Annotated in this window: 16 protein-coding genes and 1 riboswitch; of the genes, 5 read left to right on the forward strand and 11 right to left on the reverse strand. The window is 55.8% G+C overall.

The annotated features are described in order from the left end of the window. Positions 1-61: 61 nt before the first annotated feature. The 8 genes from FHG12_RS12200 to guaB form a co-directional block, all read right to left on the reverse strand. The gene (locus FHG12_RS12200) at positions 62-505 is read right to left on the reverse strand and encodes a hypothetical protein (protein ID WP_139515990.1); all 444 of its coding nucleotides are present in this window, start codon (positions 503-505) and stop codon (positions 62-64) included. 41 nt (positions 506-546) lie between these two features. After that, the gene (locus FHG12_RS12205) at positions 547-1,512 is read right to left on the reverse strand and encodes an AAA family ATPase (protein WP_139515991.1); all 966 of its coding nucleotides are present in this window, start codon (positions 1,510-1,512) and stop codon (positions 547-549) included. A gap of 105 nt (positions 1,513-1,617) precedes the next feature. Beyond that, positions 1,618-3,006 (reverse strand): peptidylprolyl isomerase, encoded by a 1,389-nt coding sequence (locus FHG12_RS12210; protein ID WP_139515992.1) that lies wholly within the window; start codon positions 3,004-3,006, stop codon positions 1,618-1,620. 270 nt (positions 3,007-3,276) lie between these two features. Beyond that, entirely contained in the window at positions 3,277-5,553 is a 2,277-nt protein-coding gene (locus tag FHG12_RS12215; protein ID WP_139515993.1) for a peptidylprolyl isomerase, read from the reverse strand. Between the two features lie 176 nt (positions 5,554-5,729). After that, positions 5,730-6,143, reverse strand: coding sequence for an ATP-binding protein (locus FHG12_RS12220; protein ID WP_139515994.1), 414 nt, complete (start codon positions 6,141-6,143; stop codon positions 5,730-5,732). A gap of 22 nt (positions 6,144-6,165) precedes the next feature. After that, positions 6,166-6,495 carry an STAS domain-containing protein gene (locus FHG12_RS12225; protein WP_139515995.1) on the reverse strand — a complete coding sequence of 110 codons (330 nt, stop codon included), beginning with the start codon at positions 6,493-6,495 and terminating at the stop codon, positions 6,166-6,168. A gap of 14 nt (positions 6,496-6,509) precedes the next feature. After that, the gene (locus FHG12_RS12230) at positions 6,510-8,603 is read right to left on the reverse strand and encodes a PP2C family protein-serine/threonine phosphatase (RefSeq protein WP_139515996.1); all 2,094 of its coding nucleotides are present in this window, start codon (positions 8,601-8,603) and stop codon (positions 6,510-6,512) included. A 189-nt stretch (positions 8,604-8,792) separates the two neighbouring features. Continuing rightward, a complete protein-coding gene (gene guaB / locus FHG12_RS12235; protein ID WP_139515997.1) occupies positions 8,793-10,265 on the reverse strand; it encodes an IMP dehydrogenase in 1,473 nt (490 codons plus the stop codon). 400 nt (positions 10,266-10,665) lie between these two features. Between guaB and FHG12_RS12240 the strand changes: the two genes are divergently transcribed. Continuing rightward, the gene (locus FHG12_RS12240) at positions 10,666-11,505 is read left to right on the forward strand and encodes an oxidoreductase (RefSeq protein ID WP_139515998.1); all 840 of its coding nucleotides are present in this window, start codon (positions 10,666-10,668) and stop codon (positions 11,503-11,505) included. Positions 11,506-11,662: 157 nt separating this feature from the next. On the opposite strand, the gene hrpB is transcribed toward FHG12_RS12240, so the two are convergent. Then, positions 11,663-14,206: an ATP-dependent helicase HrpB gene (gene hrpB, locus FHG12_RS12245; RefSeq protein WP_139515999.1), complete on the reverse strand. Its 2,544-nt coding sequence runs from the start codon at positions 14,204-14,206 to the stop codon at positions 11,663-11,665. Positions 14,207-14,235: 29 nt separating this feature from the next. Beyond that, positions 14,236-14,559 (reverse strand): rhodanese-like domain-containing protein, encoded by a 324-nt coding sequence (locus tag FHG12_RS12250; protein ID WP_139516000.1) that lies wholly within the window; start codon positions 14,557-14,559, stop codon positions 14,236-14,238. A 111-nt stretch (positions 14,560-14,670) separates the two neighbouring features. Here FHG12_RS12250 and pnuC point away from each other — a divergent pair, with 111 nt between their 5' ends. The 4 genes from pnuC (at position 14,671) to FHG12_RS12270 (ending at position 17,375) form a co-directional block, all read left to right on the forward strand. After that, positions 14,671-15,303, forward strand: a complete 633-nt coding sequence (pnuC, locus tag FHG12_RS12255; protein WP_165699380.1) for a nicotinamide riboside transporter PnuC — start codon at positions 14,671-14,673, stop codon at positions 15,301-15,303. A 30-nt stretch (positions 15,304-15,333) separates the two neighbouring features. Further along, positions 15,334-15,849, forward strand: coding sequence for an AAA family ATPase (locus tag FHG12_RS12260; protein WP_139516002.1), 516 nt, complete (start codon positions 15,334-15,336; stop codon positions 15,847-15,849). A gap of 42 nt (positions 15,850-15,891) precedes the next feature. Then, positions 15,892-16,782, forward strand: a complete 891-nt coding sequence (locus FHG12_RS12265; RefSeq protein WP_139516003.1) for an aldose 1-epimerase family protein — start codon at positions 15,892-15,894, stop codon at positions 16,780-16,782. A gap of 224 nt (positions 16,783-17,006) precedes the next feature. After that, positions 17,007-17,375 carry a GNAT family N-acetyltransferase gene (locus FHG12_RS12270; protein ID WP_317129669.1) on the forward strand — a complete coding sequence of 123 codons (369 nt, stop codon included), beginning with the start codon at positions 17,007-17,009 and terminating at the stop codon, positions 17,373-17,375. Positions 17,376-17,491: 116 nt separating this feature from the next. Here FHG12_RS12270 and FHG12_RS12275 read toward each other — a convergent pair whose 3' ends face one another. Next, the gene (locus FHG12_RS12275) at positions 17,492-17,737 is read right to left on the reverse strand and encodes a hypothetical protein (RefSeq protein WP_139516005.1); all 246 of its coding nucleotides are present in this window, start codon (positions 17,735-17,737) and stop codon (positions 17,492-17,494) included. Positions 17,738-17,946: 209 nt separating this feature from the next. After that, a riboswitch (TPP riboswitch) is annotated at positions 17,947-18,058 on the forward strand. Positions 18,059-18,092 lie beyond the last annotated feature (34 nt).

The raw sequence follows: 18,092 nt of genomic DNA on the forward strand, positions 1-18,092 counted from the left end.
CTGGCAACTGATTGCGAATTAGTCACAAAATCCGCGAATTCCGTCCAATCCGCGGTTCAGACTACTTTTTCACAGCCAGCCCCTGCAAATGGGGATGTTTGTATTGCACAGGGCTGCCCAATGCCTGCTGAGTACGCATGACGTTGACGAGGCGCGCCGTTTCGTTGAAGTACTCGAGGCGGCGAATGAGCATTTCCTTCGTCAAGACGCGGCCTTCGGGCGTGCGCATGAAAGACTTTTTATCTTCCAGAATGCGACGCATAATGGCCTCGGTTTCGGACTCATGCTGCATGTACTGTTGCTCAAACTCAGCCAAACGGGCTAAACCGTCTGTAGTGAGGCGGTATTGCGCGCCACCAGCGTTGAGCACTTCGCAGAGCACGTATACTTCCAGCGGCAAAGACACTTCCAGTGGCGTAGTGCGCACATCGAGCCCGGCACGCAAAGCATCCAGAATGATTTCAACGTTGCGCTCGAACTGTTGGTAGTAACCGGGAACTTCCATGAAATTTTTATTTAACTGTTTGCAGGTGACTGCTAACTGGCTTAAAGCAACTCTTTTATGATTTGTTCTACGGTAATGCCCTCGGCTTCGGCTTTGAAATTGCGCACCAAGCGATGACGCAAAATAGGCAAGGCCACTGCGCGTACGTCCTCAATATCCGGCGAATATTTACCGTTGAGCAGTGCATTGCATTTGGCCCCCACAATGAGATGTTGCGAAGCCCGTGGACCAGCGCCCCATTCTAACAGTTGACTTACGCGTGCGCCTGCCCGATCGGTATTGGGCCGCGTTTTGTGCACCAAGCTTACAGCGTATTCCACCACATTATCGGCTACCGGCACGCGGCGCACCAAGTGCTGATACGCCTGAATATCATCGGCGTGCAAAATCTTGCTGATCGTGGGCTTGGTATCGGAAGTGGTGTTCTTTACAATCTGAAGCTCAGCTTCATAGCTCGGATAGCCCAGTTCGATGTTGAACATAAAGCGGTCGAGCTGAGCTTCGGGCAGCGGGTACGTGCCTTCCTGCTCAATGGGGTTTTGCGTGGCCAACACAAAGAACGGGCGCTCCAGCGAATATCGCTTGCCGGCCACCGTCACGGCGTATTCCTGCATGCTTTCCAGCAGCGCCGCCTGCGTTTTGGGCGGCGTCCGGTTGATTTCGTCGGCCAGCACGATGTTGGCAAACACTGGTCCGTGCACGAACTGGAAATCGCGCTGTTGGGTAAGTGTCTCAGAACCAACGATATCCGAAGGCATCAGGTCGGGCGTGAACTGAATGCGGTTGAACGAAAGATCAAGCGAGTCGGCAATGGTCTGGATAAGCAGCGTTTTGGCCAAGCCCGGCACGCCTACCAGCAGGCAATGACCCTGCGAAAAAACGGCCGTCAGCACGAGGCGCACTACTTCGTCTTGGCCGATGATAACTTTGCCGATTTCCTGGCGCAGCGTACGATACGAGGCAGCCAGCGCGTCGGCGGCTTCTTTGTCAGAAGAGAATGTGCGCATCCGGGGTAGTTATCGGTAAGTAATTGCTAACAGTCAGAAAATAAGCAGGTTGTGGGTAGCGGGTCAGAAGGCTTCTGACCCGCTACCCACAACCTGCCGTGTAACTTAAAGCGCAGAATTCAGGAGCTTACAATCGGCGTATTGCGGATCGACGTCGATGAATACGCCGGTGCGGTTCTTCTCAAACCACTCGTCCAACGCCTTGTTTTTCTTCTCGTTCAGAGCGGCGGCGGCTATTTTCTGGTAGTCGTCGGTGAGGTTGGCTTGGTGCGGCGGGCGGTTTGCCTTCAGCCAGATGATGCGCATGGCATCTTTGCCGTCGTCGGTACGATAGGGCAGGGGCTTGGTGATGTGCCCCACTTTCATCGTGTCGATGGTGAAGAAAATAGCAGGATCGATCTTGTCGAGCGGCAAGTAAGAGCTGTTGTCGGCGCGGTTTTGCAGCAAACCGCCATTGCCGCTGGTGCTTTTGTCGTCGGAGAAATCCTTGGCAGCTTTTGCAAAACTAATGCTGTCGGACAGGATGCGCTTCCGGATCTTTTCGAGCTGGGTAGCGGCTTCGTTGACATCGTTGCCGCCCGTTTCCGGCTTCAGCAAGATATGTCGTGTGCTAAATGTTTCGCCCTTGCGCTCAATGAGTTGGATAAGGTGGAAGCCAAACTGCGACTCTACTACCGGCGACATCTGACCGGGCTCTAAGCGTAGCGCCGCTGCTTCGTACTCCGGTACCAGTTCATGGCGCTTGAAGAAACCCAGATACCCGCCTTCTGCGGCCGAGCCGGGGTCTTGCGAAAACTGCTTGGCCAGCGTAGCAAAATCTTCTCCTGCTTGGATGCGGGCGCGTAACTCGTTGAGTTTGGCAATGGTAGCCTGCTTGGCTTTCTGATTGACCTGCGCAAACTTAATAATCTGACCTACTTCTACTTCCGTAGAAAAATAAGGCAAGCTGTCTTTCGGAATGCGGTTGAAGTACTGTTTTACTTCGCGAGGCGTCACGGTGACCTTGCCCGCAATTTGCTCTTGCATTTCCTGCTGCACGAGCTGTTCCTTAACCTGCGGGCGCAAATCCTCCTTCAATTGCCGCAACGGCTTGTGATAGTATTCTTCCAGCTTCTGCTCCGAGCCGATCTGCTGCACAAAATACGCCATCCGACGATCGAGCTCGCTCTTTACTTTGTCGTCGCTGACGACCACGGAGTCGGTTTCGGCCTTGGCTAGCATGAGCTTGTTGAGCACCATGCCCTGCAAAATGCGGCACTGGGTATCGGGGGGAAGCGGTTTGCCTTCAGCCCGTGCAACTTCTTGAGCGTAAGCACCTTCCAAATCGGAGCGCAGTACAATCTGGTTATCGACCTTCACGATGATGCCGTCTACGATTTTGCGCCCCACCGGACGACCCACGCCGAGCTGCGCAAAGCTTGTAAACACCGTGCCAGCTAGCAGCCCCACACTGAGCAGAACCACACGAACCGACAAACGAAAAAATTGAGTCATGGAATCTAAAAAAGTAATGATCGTGCCGGTGAGTTTGCCGCACGAACCGACCAGCTTTTGAAACGCAAAAAGCCGCCCGTAAATTTCAACATAAATCCTTTCTCTGACAAAAACAGCAAGTTAGGCTCCAATGCGGCTCGGGCTACTTTAGTAAAGAGACCGCCCTTTGCGTATTCGTTGCACGGAAGAGTATTACCTATTCGCTGCTCCATAACAAAAGAGCTCCGGCATTTGTCGGAGCTCTTTTGTAAATTATTGATTATCAATCAATTACTTGGTAATTAATTTATCTGCTTCGGCCTGGTTGATGGTAACCGGGTAACGCTGGCGTAACTGCGCAATCCATTCCTTCTCCAGATAATTCTGGTAATCGGAAGTGGCCTGGCCACGGGCCTCCGCCAATGTTTTAGGACCGGCGGGCAATACCTTTTCAATCGTGACAGCGTAGTAACGTCCGTCTTTCTGCACGTTGTAAGTGCCTGGACCTTTGCTTGTTACTTCGTCTACGGCTTTGTTATCGCCCTTCTGAAAGCTGCGCTGCATGATCTGCACAGCCAGCGGGTTCTGCTTATTCAAAGCGTCTTCCAAAGCAGCTGTGTTGGTGCTGGTAAGCGCAAATGAAGTGGTGGCTACAGTCGATTTTGTTGCCGCAACCGTCCGGATACGCGTTTTGTCAACTCCCTTTGTGGTCAGATAAGCGGCTACTTTATCGGCCCGGCGACGTGCTAAGGCAGGGGTTTCGCCGCGCTTTACGTGGCCGGTTATCTCTACCATAAGTGCTTCGTCGGTGGCCAAGCGGTTGGCGAGTTGGTCGAGGTTGAGCGAGCTACCCGAGGCTAGGTCCGTGCTTCCGGTTTTGAAAGTAGCAACAGCCGGCACGTTGCGCACTACCTGATAGCGGCCTACGGCAAGCGATGACTTGGCTTGCGCCAGTATTTGAGGCGTCGCCGCACTGATTACGGTAGCCTGCACGCGGGGCTCCCATTGGTAATTAGCTTGGTTGGCGGCGAAGAATTTTTGCAGACCTACCGTGTCTTCAATCGCCTTCGACCACACCTTCTCATCCATGAGCTGGAACAGCAGAATGCCGTCGCGGTACTCTTTCACCAGCATGCGATAGTCCTGGTACTTATTTTCGAGGTTGGCCTTTTCAAAATCCGTCAGGCTCTGATCAACATACTGATCATAAAGTAGTTGCATGGCATAGCGCGGCTCTGAGCCTGCGCGGGGACGCTGGTTTTGCTGTGCGTAGGCCAGAAAGTCTTTCGTCAAGTAAGGTTTGCCCTTAATGGTGAAAAGCGAGGCATTAGCCAGCTTATCTTTTGGGGCTGGCGTGTACTTAAATCGGCCGCTGGTCAGCGTAGTGTCGGCTTTCGCAAATACGTAGTCTTTGGCCGCGGCATTCTCTGTGAAGTTGTTCTCCGTGCGAATGCGCTTGAGGAATGCCGTGCGGTTAAGCTCAGAGCGCGAATCTTTGGAAACCTTGCTTTTTAGCGTCGGCTCCATGGCTTCGAAACTCGGAACGGTCTGTTTTTCAATGAGTTTGATGATGTGCCAGCCATAAGGCGTTTGCACCGGAGCCGACAAATCCCCTTTTTTCTGGAGCTTAAAAGCCGCTTCTTCAAAGCTCGGAATCATGCGATTGGTGCCGAAAGGGGGCAACTCGCCGCCGTTGGTCGCGGAGCCGGCATCTTCCGAAAACTGCGTAACCAGCTTGTCCCAGTTTTCGCCGCGCTTGAGGCGTGCATACAGTTCGTCAATCTTCTTCTTGGCCGTAACCGAGTCGGCAGCCGGCATGCCCGGCGTCGCCCGAATCATAAGATGCGCTACTTTGATCTCGCCCTGAGCCGGGCGCGCATCGTTGACTTTAATGATATGGTAGCCGTATTTCGTGCGAATGGGCTGCGAAACTTGGCCTACCGGCGTTTTATAAGCCGCCGTTTCAAATGGATACACCATTTGCATAGCCGTGAAATAACCCAACCGGCCGTCATTTTCGCGGGCCGAAGGGTCTTCAGAAGTTTCGCGGGCCACTTTGTTGAAATCCTCGCCGCCAAGCACGCGCTGCCGCAAGGCCACCACTTTCTGATAAGCCGCCAGCGTGTCTTTGGGGTCGGCGTCGGGCGTAACCCGGATCAGGATATGCGAGGCGTTGATTTCCTTGCTCATCCGGTCGTAAGCTTCCCGCACCAGTTGGTCGGTGACGCTTTTCTCGGTCAGGTAAGGTTGGGCCAGCTGTTGCTTGTAGCCATCCAACTCTCGCTTAAAAGCCTGGGTGGTGTCGAGGCCGCGTTGCTCGGCTTCCAGCACTTTCAGCTTGAAGTTGGTATACAGGTCCAGATATTCCGTAACGCTGGCCCGCGTGCCGAAGTCGGGTGCGGTGCTGTTGTTTTTGCGGTAGACGTAAGCAAATTCCGCCGCTGGCACCGGTTGGGTACCCAGAGTTTCGATAACAGGCTGTTTAGCGGTGGTAGATGACTTGGAAGCCTGGCATCCGGCCAGTAGCGCGCCGGCCATGAAGCCAGCGTACAGAACGCGTTTGTGCATACAGGGAAGAAGAAACTTCGATGTGCCAAGCACTCCGGCAGCATACGCCGGACTACTGACTGATGCAATTTTACGGATTTTTTTCGGGCCGGCGCGGCCGAAAGATCAGCTACTTAGATACAAAACGAGCACCCCGTAGCTGAGGTGCTCGCCATAAGCAATGCCTGTAAGTAGAGTTAGCTTATCCGTTTGTACAAACGGCAGACGTTATGGGTTCCCGTTGTGACGAATTCTACGCGGTCCATGATGCGGTTGACCAAGGCCATGCCTACTCCGCCTTTGCGCCCCGTGCGGATGTACTCCTGTAGGTCGGGATCGCGGAAGGTAGAAGGCACATAGGAAATAGTGCTGTTGTCCTCGATCTCAATCTCAATGGTCTGATTATCAACGTCTAGCGTTAAATTCAGAAACTTGTTTTCATCTTCGCCATTCGCATGGATGATGAGGTTGGCCACTACTTCATCTACGGCCAGCACGATTTGGTTGATGTGCAAATCCGACAGCTTGTAAGTCGATAAATATTCGCTCACAAAATCGCGCACGACCTTCAGGTTTCGGCGTGTGCAGCTTACTCGGATTGCATTTTTCATTCCCGCGATACCCCTCTGGTAATTAAATGGCGGTAGCCTCGGCCTGCGATGGAACGATAGTCATCAAAGAATCCAGCCCCAAAATCTCGAACACATTGTGGACCTTTTCCTGCATATTGAAGAAGATCAGCTTTACAGACGCGTCCTGAAAGCGCTGCAAGTGAGAGATAAACACTCCCAATCCGGCAGATGAAATGTAGTTAAGGCGTTGACAGTCAATCAGAACCTTCTTGTTATTCAGGATTTCAGATTTCGAAAGCTCAGTATCAAGTAGTACGGACGAGCTAGCATCTAGTTCGCCATCCAGGCTGAGAATAAGGGTGTCGTCGGTGGGTTGTTGCGTTATTTTCATGCCTCGTCTCTACGTTAACTTAAACTATCGGGTTGAGCCGCTCTGAACTTGATAACCAGCAGCGTTTGGTCGTCGTGAATGGGCTGGCCGCGGCTAAACTCGGCCAGATCGGCCAGAATGCGTTGTTTGATCTCGTCGGCCTCTAAATAATAGGCGAGCTCCAGCATTTTTTTCAGCCGTTCTTCGCCGTATTCTTCTTTGTTGGCACCTCGCGCCTCCACAATGCCATCGGTGTAAATCACCATGACGTCGCCGGGGTTGTAATCGTAGAACTGGTTTTTGATGTGCTTCTCGTAGCTGTCGTTGCGAATGATGCCCAAGCCCAGCCCCGCCGTACGGAAATACGAGACTTCTTCCTTAATGGAATGGTAGTACAACGTATGGCAGTGCCCGGCGCGGGCAAAGACAAAGCCACCGTTTTCATAATCAATGATGTACAGCGCCGCCGTAATAAACGACGAACGCTCTAGGCAATGTACCAAGGCACGGTTGGCCTGTGACATAAACTTGCTGGGCGCCAGAAACTTTTCGCGTTCGTCGCGGGCCAGTGGGTTTTCCTGCATCAGCGCGTGGAAGATGCCTTTCATCTGAGCCATGTGAAAAGCCGCCGTGATACCTTTCCCCGAAACGTCGCCGATGAGGATGGCCAGCCGTTGGCCGGGCAAGTGCAGAAAGTCGTAGAAGTCGCCACCTACTTCTTTGGCCGCCAAGGCGTGCGAACTGATCTCGAACCAGTTGTCGATAGGCAAATCCTTGGGTATCAGGCTTTCCTGAACGGAAGAAGCAATTTTAAGCTCCTCCTTTACGCGCTCGTTCTGGATGGAAGCTGCCACGAGTTGCAAATTCTCAATACTCAGAATGGTCTGACTAGTAAAGGTTTGCAAAATCCCTAGGTTTTCCCGGTCAAAGCCCTGCCGTTGCTCCTTGAGCATGTACAGTGACCCGTATTGCCGCTTCGACGACCGCAAGGGCATGACAATCAGCGACCCAAACGGCAACTCCAGGGCTCGAAAGCCGGTGCTGTTGGTCAGGTCGTTGTTGAGGTATTCGATGTGGCCTAGGTTGTAGTCGGCGAGCAGGGCCCGGATGGCATTGCTTTGCTCAATGCTGATGTTGTAATGCTGGCCGCGGTAGGTGTCGCTTTCGTCTACATCAAGCCAAGCCGCATCGGCGTCCACCGTCTGGATCGCCGAGTCGAAAAGCATGCTGTACACTTCCTCTTCGGTTTGGCCTTTCTGAATGAGTTGCGTAAGGCGCTGCAAACTCAGGATCTCTTCCCGCTTCTGTTCGAAAACACCCGCCGTCGGCAGATTGAAGAACGTGACCAGCAAGCCCGTCAGAGAATAGAAAGCGGCAAAAAATACCGTGAGCAGCAAAAAGGCATGCTGCGGCGCGGGTGCCACAAGCTTGGGGTCGTGTTCGATGCGCAGGAAATACACTACGAATACGCCCATGCAGAGCAGCAAGGCCAGTTGCAAAAATACCACCTCCCACTTCTGCCGCCGGTTCAGATAGGCAACCCACTTTTGGTTGCCGCTCAAATACACGCCATACAGGGCCAACCCGCTAACAATGGTGTATGCGATTGGCGCTGGCGGTGCCCAGTTGAGCAGGCGAAACAGAAGCGTAGCACCCAGCAACAATTCAAATAGCTCCCATTCGCGCCGCAAGCGCTGAGTAGAGCGAAACAGAACCAAACAGCGCCAGGAGTAAGTGGTGTAGGCCAGCAGCACCACAAATAACCCTAGGTTAACGGTATAGATAATAGAGAAGAATACCTTGCTATCGGTTGGTAGCTTATACTGAATCAGGCGCTCCAGCAGGTGCAGTCCTACGCATACGCTTGCCAGCAGCCCCGGGCCTAACACGAGGCGCCGCAGCAACCCCACGAAATCGGTGCCGCGAAGAGTTTCGGGCTGACTGCGCTGGTATATGAAAACGCCGGCGGCAAAAGCTGCCTGCGCCACCAACGTCACCCACTCCGGAGATTGGCCGAATCGACTGGCCACCGCAGAACTGGTGTGAAGCAGCGTGCTGATTAACAACACCATCCAACTCACAACCGTGAACGGCAGCATTGCATTACTCAGCGTCTTGCGAAAAGGCATCGAACTAAATTAAGTGCAATAGGATGCACAGAGCAGAGGAAAAGTTTAAAAGGACTGCCAAGATACAGCGTCTGTACCAATTCAGCAGTTGTTAAAGGCAGCAATTGCTTGAAGCTAACAGGAGGACAAAACTAAAAAACCGACGGCTTTGTCGGCCATCGGTTTTTTAGGCGTTACACAGAAGTGAGTTTAACGGCTGCTGTAATTTGGGGCTTCGCTGGTGATTTGTACGTCGTGCGGGTGGCTCTCCCGCAATCCGGCATTGGTAATGCGCACCATGCGCGCTTGTTGAAGCGTTTCGATGGTGGCGGCGCCGCAGTAGCCCATGCCAGCCCGCAGGCCGCCCGCCAGCTGGTAAAGCACTTCGCCGGCACCCCCTTTAAACGGTACGCGGCCCACAATGCCTTCCGGCACTAGTTTCTTGATGTCGTCTTCGGCATCCTGGAAATACCGGTCTTTCGAGCCGTCTTCCATGGCCTCTACTGAGCCCATGCCGCGATACGACTTGAACTTGCGGCCCTCGTAAATAATAATATCGCCGGGAGCCTCCTCAGTGCCCGCTAGCAGCGAGCCGATCATGATGGAAGAAGCGCCTGCGGCCAGCGCTTTCACGGCATCGCCGGAGAATTTTACGCCACCGTCCGCAATCAGCGGAACGCCAGTGCCTTCCAGCCCACGAGCGGCTTCGAGCACGGCCGAAAGCTGCGGCACCCCAATGCCGGCAATAATGCGGGTGGTGCAAATAGAACCTGGCCCTACGCCGACTTTCACGGCATCGGCGCCGGCATCGGCGAGGGCGCGAGCGCCTTCGGCCGTGGCCACGTTGCCGGCAATTACTTCGAGGTTGGGGAAGCGCTGCTTGAGATTGCGCACGGCGTCGAGCACGCCTTTGGAGTGGCCGTGAGCGGTGTCAACGCTCACCACATCAACGCCAGCCTCAACCAGCGCCGTGACCCGCTCCATCAAATCAGCCGTTACGCCCACGGCGGCGCCTACGCGCAGACGGCCGTAGGTGTCTTTGCAGGCGTTAGGGGTGCGGCGGCGCTTGCGAATGTCTTTGTAGGTGATGAGCCCGGTGAGGCGACCGTTCTGATCAATGACCGGAAGCTTCTCGACCTTAGACTCTTGCAGAATGTCCTCTGCCACAGCCAGATCGGTGCCGGTGGCTGCTGTGACCAGATTTTCTTTGGTCATCACTTCCAACACCGAACGCCCCATGTTCTTCTCGAAGCGCAGGTCGCGGTTGGTCAGAATGCCTTTGAGGCGGTGCTGCTGATCCACAATCGGAATGCCGCCGATCTTGTGTTCGTGCATGAGCTGCTTGGCGTCGCCGATGGTGGCGTCTTCCTGTAGCGTGAAGGGGTCCAAGATCATTCCGCTCTCCGAGCGCTTCACCCGGCGCACCAACTCGGCTTGCTTGCGGATGGTCATGTTCTTGTGAATAATGCCAATTCCACCTTCCTGCGCCATGGCAATGGCCATGTCCGCTTCGGTCACGGTGTCCATGGCCGCCGAGACAAACGGCAGCTTCAGGCGAATATTCCGGGTGAGTTGGGAGCTGGGATCGGCGTCGCGGGGCAATACCTCCGAATAGGCAGGTAGCAGGAGAACGTCGTCGTACGTGAGGGCCTCGAAGGCAATTTTGGCGAGCTGGTCAGCCATGGCAACAAGAAGGTTAGGTTCCGCTTATTGCCGGGTAAAGCTACGGCGAAAAGTTGGCTTCTTCATTATCAACCTGTTGTCTTCATGCGCAAACCAACATCATTCGGCCGGCCGGCCGTGCTGGTTACACGTAAAAAACCAGCTTCGGTGGGGTGCGAAAACAGGCTTTGCCGAAGGCAATCGGAATGAAAAGAAGTCGCTACTGCTAAACCGATTTGAATAACCCAGTAAGCCTGTTCAAATCGGCTTATTAGATAACGAAGCATTGTATATAAATAGTTGATTATTAAGTAGATGTGTTAAGTGCTGAAACTTGCTTTCTCTCCCAGAGTTTAACTTACCGGGTTAATCTTTTGAGAGCTTTTACAGGCTCTTCATCCAACAATAGCTTTTTATTTCAATGGCAACCGATTCTAAAGTTTGGTTTATCACGGGAGCTTCTTCCGGTTTTGGCGAGGCGCTCACCCAAGTATTACTCGAAAAGGGCGACCGCGTGGTGGCTACCTTCCGCAAGCCTGAACAGGCGGAAGAATTCACGAAAAACGCCAAAGGCAACGGCCGCGGCGTAGTGGCTGACGTCACCAACCCGGCTCAGGTAAAAACAGCTGTGCAAGAGGCGCTTGATGCGTTCGGTCACCTCGATGTGGTGGTCAACAATGCTGGCTATGGCTCGTTGGGAAGCATCGAGGAAATCTCTGAAGAAGAAACGCAGCGGCAATTCGACGTCAACGTGTTCGGACCGTTGCGCGTGCTCCGGGCCGTGTTGCCACACCTGCGTGAGCGCAAAACGGGGCATATTCTCAACATTACTTCCGTTGGGGGCCTCATTGGGCTGGCGCACGCGGGCATCTACAACGGCTCCAAGTTTGCCTTGGAAGGCATCGGCGAGGCACTGGCCGCGCAGGTTGGGCCGCTGGGCATACACGTTACCAACGTCGAGCCGGGACCCTTTCGTACCAACTGGGCCGGGGGCTCGGCTACTTACACTCCCAATACCATCGCTGATTACGAAAGCACTGTAGGCGAAGGACTTAAGGCCTCGCAAGCGCGTAGCGGAAACCAAGTCGGTGACCCCATGAAAGCGGCTGAAGCCATGTACGCCCTCGTGCGCCTCGAAAAGCCGCCGGTGCATTTGGTGCTCGGCGGCCCAGCCTACCAAATGGCCCGCAAAAAACTCCAGGACATCACCCACGAAATCGAAGCCTTCGCTCATCTGGGCGAGCCTACTGATTTTTCGTAATAAATACTTGATTGTCAGATGTTTAACAAGAAGCCCGGTTCAATGCAGAGCCGGGCTTCTTGCTGTTCCAGTAGGCTCCGCAGGATACTCCTGCGATCTTCTAAGCAAGATTGCTGTAAAGGCGTGACAGTTAGTAAAGCAACGCGATAAGGGCGTCTTACTTCATTCCGTTTTGCTTTTTCGTCCCGCGGATGGGCTCGGCCTCCAGCGGATTTTCGGGCCAATAGTGTTTGGGGTAGCGGCCGCGTAAGTCTTTGCGCACTTCGAAGTAGCCCGTGGCCCAAAAACTGCGCAAGTCGCGTGTGACCTGTACCGGCCGTCGGGCCGGCGAAAGCAAATGAATCGTAAGCGGAACGCTGCCACCCCCCACCCGCGGCGTATCCAGCAGCCCAAATACCTCTTGCAGACGCACGGCCAGCACAGGAGCGGCGGGCTCACTGTAGTCTAAAGCAATGCGGGAGCCCGTCGGGACTTCGAGGTGCGCGGGCGCCAAGCGGTCGAGCTCCTGGCGTTGTGACCAGCCACCGGGCAACCAGTTGAGTAGCGCTTCGCTCAGGTCGGTTTTATTGATGTCAGTTAAGGTGCGGGCGTTGGTGAGGTAGGGGCCAAGCCATTCGGGAAGGGCCGCGAGTAGCGCATCGTCGGCCACATCGGGCCAAGCAGCAGGCTGCCAATGGTGCATAAACGCCAGACGTTCGCGCAGTTGCTGGGCCGTTTCGCTCCAGGGTAGGCGCGCAATACCGCGGCTGCGCAACCCATCGAGCAGGGCGGCCGCCAAAGCCTCGGGATCGGGTTGGGCCAACTGATTTTCGGAAAGAACCAACGCCCCCAATCGCCGAATGCGGCGGGCCACTACCCGGCCGTTCTGCTCGTCCCAGCGCACTTCTTCCTGGTTTTCAATCAGATCGGCGAAATACGTTTCTAGCTCCGCCCGATCGAGAGGGGCCGCCAAGCCTGCGCGCGGTGCGTGTGGTGGTCCATCGATGTAAGCTGCAGCAAAAAATACATCGCTTGGGCTGAAATACTCGGCGGGCAGCGCCGCACGCTGCCCCGTGACCAAGCGCACGCGCTCCGGCGTTTCGCGCTGGGCAAGCCGATCGGGGTAGGCGAGAGCCGCCAGCAACCCGGCTATATCGGGTTCAAGAGCCGCGCCGGCCGGCACGCCCGCGCGCTTGCTCAGAACTGCTGCTGCTTCGCGTACTCGGCGTAAGGCCCCCGCATCGGGCACCAAACCGGGCAGGGGGGGGCGGCCCGTAGCCAGAGCTTCCAGGCGCAGGCGCAAGTCGGGCGGCGTGGGGGTGCCGTCGTTGAGCCGCAAAATGTCGCGTTCGGTCAGGAGTGCGGCCAAGGCACAGGCCGTGGCGCCGTAGCCTGCCTCCCGGCCTCGCACCACCAAATGCCCAAGCCGCGGAATTAGTCCCAAACCTGCTAGCATGCGGCCGTGAGGTGTCGGTTGGCCGGTAGGCAACAGCGCACCCAATCGCACCAATAAGTCACGGGCCTGGGCCAGCGGTGCCGACGGCGGGGCATCGAGCCAGCGCAACGTGTTGGCATCGTAAGCGCCCCACAGCGCCAGCTCGATGGCTAGGCTGCTGAGGTCGGCGGTAAGAATTTCGGGAGGCAGATGCGGCGGTAGCAGTGCGTGTTCGGCCTCCGTCCAGAGGCGGTAGCAGGTCCCGGGGCCCAAACGCCCGGCCCGCCCCCGGCGTTGGTCGGCGGCGGCTTGGCTAACCGGAACGGTAACGAGCGTAGTCAGGCCCGTGCGCGGCTCAAACTGCGGCACCCGGGCGTAGCCGCCATCTACTACTATCGTAACCCCTTCGATGGTGAGACTGGTTTCGGCAATGCTTGTGGCCAATACAATTTTGCGTCGGCCAGCCGGCGCGGGGCGCAATGCGGCATCCTGTTGCTCGGCTGGCAATTCACCGTGCAACACATGCAACTCGACGGTAGGCGGCAGCGTGCCTTCCAGCCGCTCTGCTACGCGGCGCTGATCGGCAAAACCAGGCAAAAACACGAGCACGTCGCCGGTAGCGTGTCGTTGGAGGGCTTCGCGGATGATCTGCGGCGTGAGTGTGGCCAGTCGCTCGTGTGGCCGGTTGCTCACGGCCGCCGCGCGGGTAGGAGTGAGGTATTGCGTACCGACCGCGTGCTGCAAGCCCGCGCTGCGTACTACGGGCGCCTGAAGCCAAGTGCCTAGCCGTTCGGCTTCCAGGGTGGCGCTCATTACTAGCAGGCGCAGATCAGGCCGCAGTACTGCCTGCGAATCCAGCGCCAGCGCCAACCCCAAATCGGCCTGCAAGCTGCGCTCGTGAAACTCATCGAACAGCACTACCGCTACGCCTTCCAGCGCCGGGTCGTCCTGCAATTGCCGGGTCAGAATAATTTCCGTCACGACCTCAATGCGCGTCTGGGCTGAAACCCTGCTTTCCAACCGCATCCGATACCCGACCGTCTGCCCCACCGGCTCGCCCAACAGCTTGGCCATGCGCGCCGCCGCCGCCCGCGCCGCCAAACGCCGCGGTTCGAGCACAATGATGCGGCCCGTAGGCGGCATCCACGGCGCTTCGAGCAACGCCAGCGGCACCACGGTAGTTTTGCCGGCGCCAGGCGGCGCCTGCAAAATCACGCAGTTGGCGGCGCCTAGCGTAGCCAGCAGCTCGGGCAGGGCCGCCCGGATGGGAAGATCAGGTAAGTGCAAGAAAATGAACTGGTTAGAGAAACAGCCAATTAATAGATAGGCACCGAAGAATCGACGCGTACGGACCACGCGTGAATGCCGCCGCGCAGGTTGAGCAGGTTCGTAAAGCCATGACGATGCTGAAGATAAGCCAGCGCCTGCGCCGACCGCACACCGTGGTGGCAGATTAGCACGACGGGCCGGTCGGTGGCGATCTCCTCGATATGCTGTGGCAAATCGCTTAAGCTAATCAATTGACTGTCTGATAGTTGGCAATACTCGTATTCTTCTGGCTCGCGCACGTCGATGAGCTGAATGGATTCGCCGTTTTGAAGGCGAGCGTGCAGGTCTTCGGGCGTAAGTTCGGGGAGCATGGACAAAGGAAAAAGCGGTTGCAAAGGCAAAAATAGTCCGTGGCTCGTTAGCTTTGGCGTTGCCCGACCGCTGGTGTGGCGGGCAACGCTTCATCCTCTGAACTTCTGGTCTTGCTGCATTCGCTCTACGAGTTTTGGACTTCTGCCGCCGGCAACACTCCGTTGGAGTGGGTAGCCGTGCTCACCGGGCTGGCCTGCGTGTGGCTGGCGGCCAAAGAATCGATCTGGAATTTTCCGGTGGCAATATTTAGCTGCGCACTCTTCGTAGTGGTTTATCACCGCGTCCACTTGTATGCCGATCAGGGTTTGCAGGTATTTTTTATTGCCATGAGTGTCTACGGTTGGTACGAATGGCTTTACGGCGGTGCTCGCAAAACCGAGTTGCCAGTTTCACGCACCCGGTTGGTAGAGTGGGCCTGGCTGGTACTAGTAGCCGTCGGGTTCACTGTCGCGTACGGATATTATTTACACCATTACACGGATGATTCCGTACCCTACTGGGATAGCTTTACCACTGCTGGCAGCCTCGTGGCACAGTATCAACTTACGCGTAAGCGACTGGAAAACTGGCTGTTGTGGATAATGGTGGATGTTATTTATGTGCCCATTCTATGGTATAAGCATCTGTACTCGGTCAGTGGGCTGTACGCTGTGTACCTGGTGCTGGCGATTTATGGCTACTTCGAATGGCGCAAAACCATGCGCAAGGAGCAACTGGCGGCGCAAAGCGCAGTAGCAAATTAACTTCTGGCCGCCCAAAACGTATCTTGGCCTATGCTGCGCGTCGCTCTTACTGGCCCCGAATCGACGGGCAAAACAACTCTTAGCCGCCATTTGGCCGAGCACTACCACACCACCTGGGCTCCCGAATACGCCCGCAAATACCTGGAAGAGCGCGGACCGCACTACACCCTTGATGACCTGGAGGCCATCGCCCACGGCCAGCTCGCCACCGAAGAAGTAGCAGCGGCCGGGGCTTCGCGTATCCTCTTCTGCGACACCGATTTGTTGGTGATCAAGGTGTGGGCAGAACATGCCTTTGGGCATTGCCCCGAGTGGATCAAGGACGAAATTCAGCAGCGCCACTACGACTTGGTGTTGCTGCTGAACGTGGATCTGCCCTGGGAAGCCGACCCCTTGCGCGAGCATCCGCACCTGCGTCACCATTTCTTTGCCGTCTATCAGCAGGAGCTGCGCCAGCTACACGCTCATTTTGCGGAGGTCAGCGGCACGCCGGAACAGCGCCTAGAGCAGGCTTGCCGCTTGGTCGATGAGTTGCTAAAAGTATAGGGATGCGCCTCACCAAGCCCCGCAATTTTCGTTAAGCCCACCATGACCTACACCCTCGAAAACGACCTCTGCCGCGTAAGCGTAAATTCGCACGGTGCGGAGCTAAGCAGCTTTATCCGCAAAAGCGTCGACGAACGCGCTGAGCTGGAGTACATGTGGCAGGCCGACCCAGCCATTTGGGGCCGCCACGCGCCGGTGCTGTTCCCGATTGTCGGGCGCTTGCCACAGGACACGTATTTGTATAACGGCCAGAGCTACAAGCTGTCGCAGCACGGTTTTGCCCGCGACCGCGAGTTTGCCTTGGTGCGCCAGACGCCCACGCAACTGCGCTTCGAGCTGCGCGCCGACGAACAAACTCGCGCTGTGTATCCGTTCGATTTCCGCTTGGCCATCACCTACCAGCTCCACGACCGCACGCTTACCGTAGGTTGGGACGTGCAAAACCCGGCTGCCGATCAGGATTTGCTGTTCAGCATTGGCGCGCACCCGGCGTTTCGGTGCCCGATATTGGAGGAAGAAGAGAAGTTCGAGGATTACTTTTTCCACTTCGATCACCCTGTCACTGTCGAGCGACATGTGCTAGAAGGCGGCCTGCTCAACGGCCAAACCGAAACCGTGCTTCGTGAGCAAACGGAGCTGCCGTTGACTTACCAGCTTTTTGAGCAAGACGCGTTGGTGCTCAAACACTACGATTTTACGCACATCACTTTGCGCAGCTTCCGCTCCGATCGCAGCGTTCGGATGCGGTTTGATGGTTTTCCCTACCTCGGCCTCTGGACCAAAGGCGAAGGCGCTTCATTTGTGTGCATTGAGCCGTGGCACGGCGTGGCCAGCGCAGTAGGCGAAGTGCAAGAACTGGCTGATAAAGAGGGTATTATGACCCTGGCGCCCGGCCAGAGTTTTTCCGCCAACTACGACATCACCGTAGTATAAAGCCATCAGCTAAAAGCTAGAAAGCTGAGCTCCCCTCCTTTTTTCAAGGAGGGGCTGGGGGTGGTTGGGCTAGAGTTAAAAATTAGGTCTAGCTGTCGTTCTAACCGTTTTACCACCCCCAGCCCCTCCTTGAAAAAAGGAGGGGAGCTTAGCTTTCTAGCTTTAGTTTTAAAATGCATATAGATTTGATAATCAAAAGCATATACCCGGAGGATACTTATGATTTGCGGCACTCAGTCTTGTGGCCCGACAAGTCGCAGAGCTACGTCATGATCGCGGAAGATGCAGAGGGGTATCACTACGGCGCTATTCGCGGCGAGGAGTTGGTGTCGGTGATTTCGTTGTTTTTGGAGGGCGACGAGGCGCGCTTTCGCAAGTTTGCCACGCAGCCCGATTGCCAGCGCCAAGGCATTGGTTCTGCGTTGCTTACGCATACCTTGCAGGAAGCGCGGCGCTTGGGCGCCCGCACGATCTGGTGTGATGCGCGGGCCGAAGCGGCCGCGTTTTACCAGCGGTTTGGGATGGCTGTGGAAGGCGAAAGGTTTTACAAAGGCCCGATTCCGTACGTGCGAATGCGCAAAAGTCTCCCGTAGTCTGCTTCCCACACACAAGCGCGACCCTCTCTACTTTGCTTCTGTTTCAGCCACGATGAACAGAAGGCAAAAGGTAAAGAGGGTCGCGTTTTTGTAAGTGTTTGTTAGTTAAATAGTTATAAGAGCATTGGCTCTGAAGGCTGAACGGGCGATTTGGGGCGGCGGTTGTAATCGGGCTCCCAATCGTTGATGGGGCGTGTAATGCCAGGGGGCAAATCCAGGTCGGGGAGGCCATCATCCAGTGGTTCGCCGCCATCGTCGTCGTTGTCCGGGTAAGGCGGACGTTGAAAACGACGGCGCGGAATCACCATGAAGTAGGCCAGAATGGCAAGGACCACGAGCGTATAAACAAGGCTGATCATGGCGAGGCGAAGTGTAAGTCGACAATAGCGTAAATCCGACGAGCGCTGCTGAGATAACGATGCCGGGGGCAGAGTTGTTTTCGCAAAATCATGCTTTTCGCTTCGCCTCCCTGCGGTATATCTTATCTCCTAAGATAGTTGATTCTCAAGCGAAAGTAAAGTATACGGGCCGGTAGTTTGGAACTGGCCCAGGCAGGCTCTAGCTTTGCAACAGAGTTTAGGGGTGCCCGGAATTTCAGATGGAATCGGCCGGGCTGAGATCATACCCATTGAACCTGATCCGGGTAATGCCGGCGAAGGGAACAAACGATCCGCGAACGTACAACCTGTTGCGCCGACCCCTGGCGTTGGGTCC

Source organism: Hymenobacter jejuensis (genome assembly GCF_006337165.1).
Lineage (GTDB): Bacteria > Bacteroidota > Bacteroidia > Cytophagales > Hymenobacteraceae > Hymenobacter > Hymenobacter jejuensis.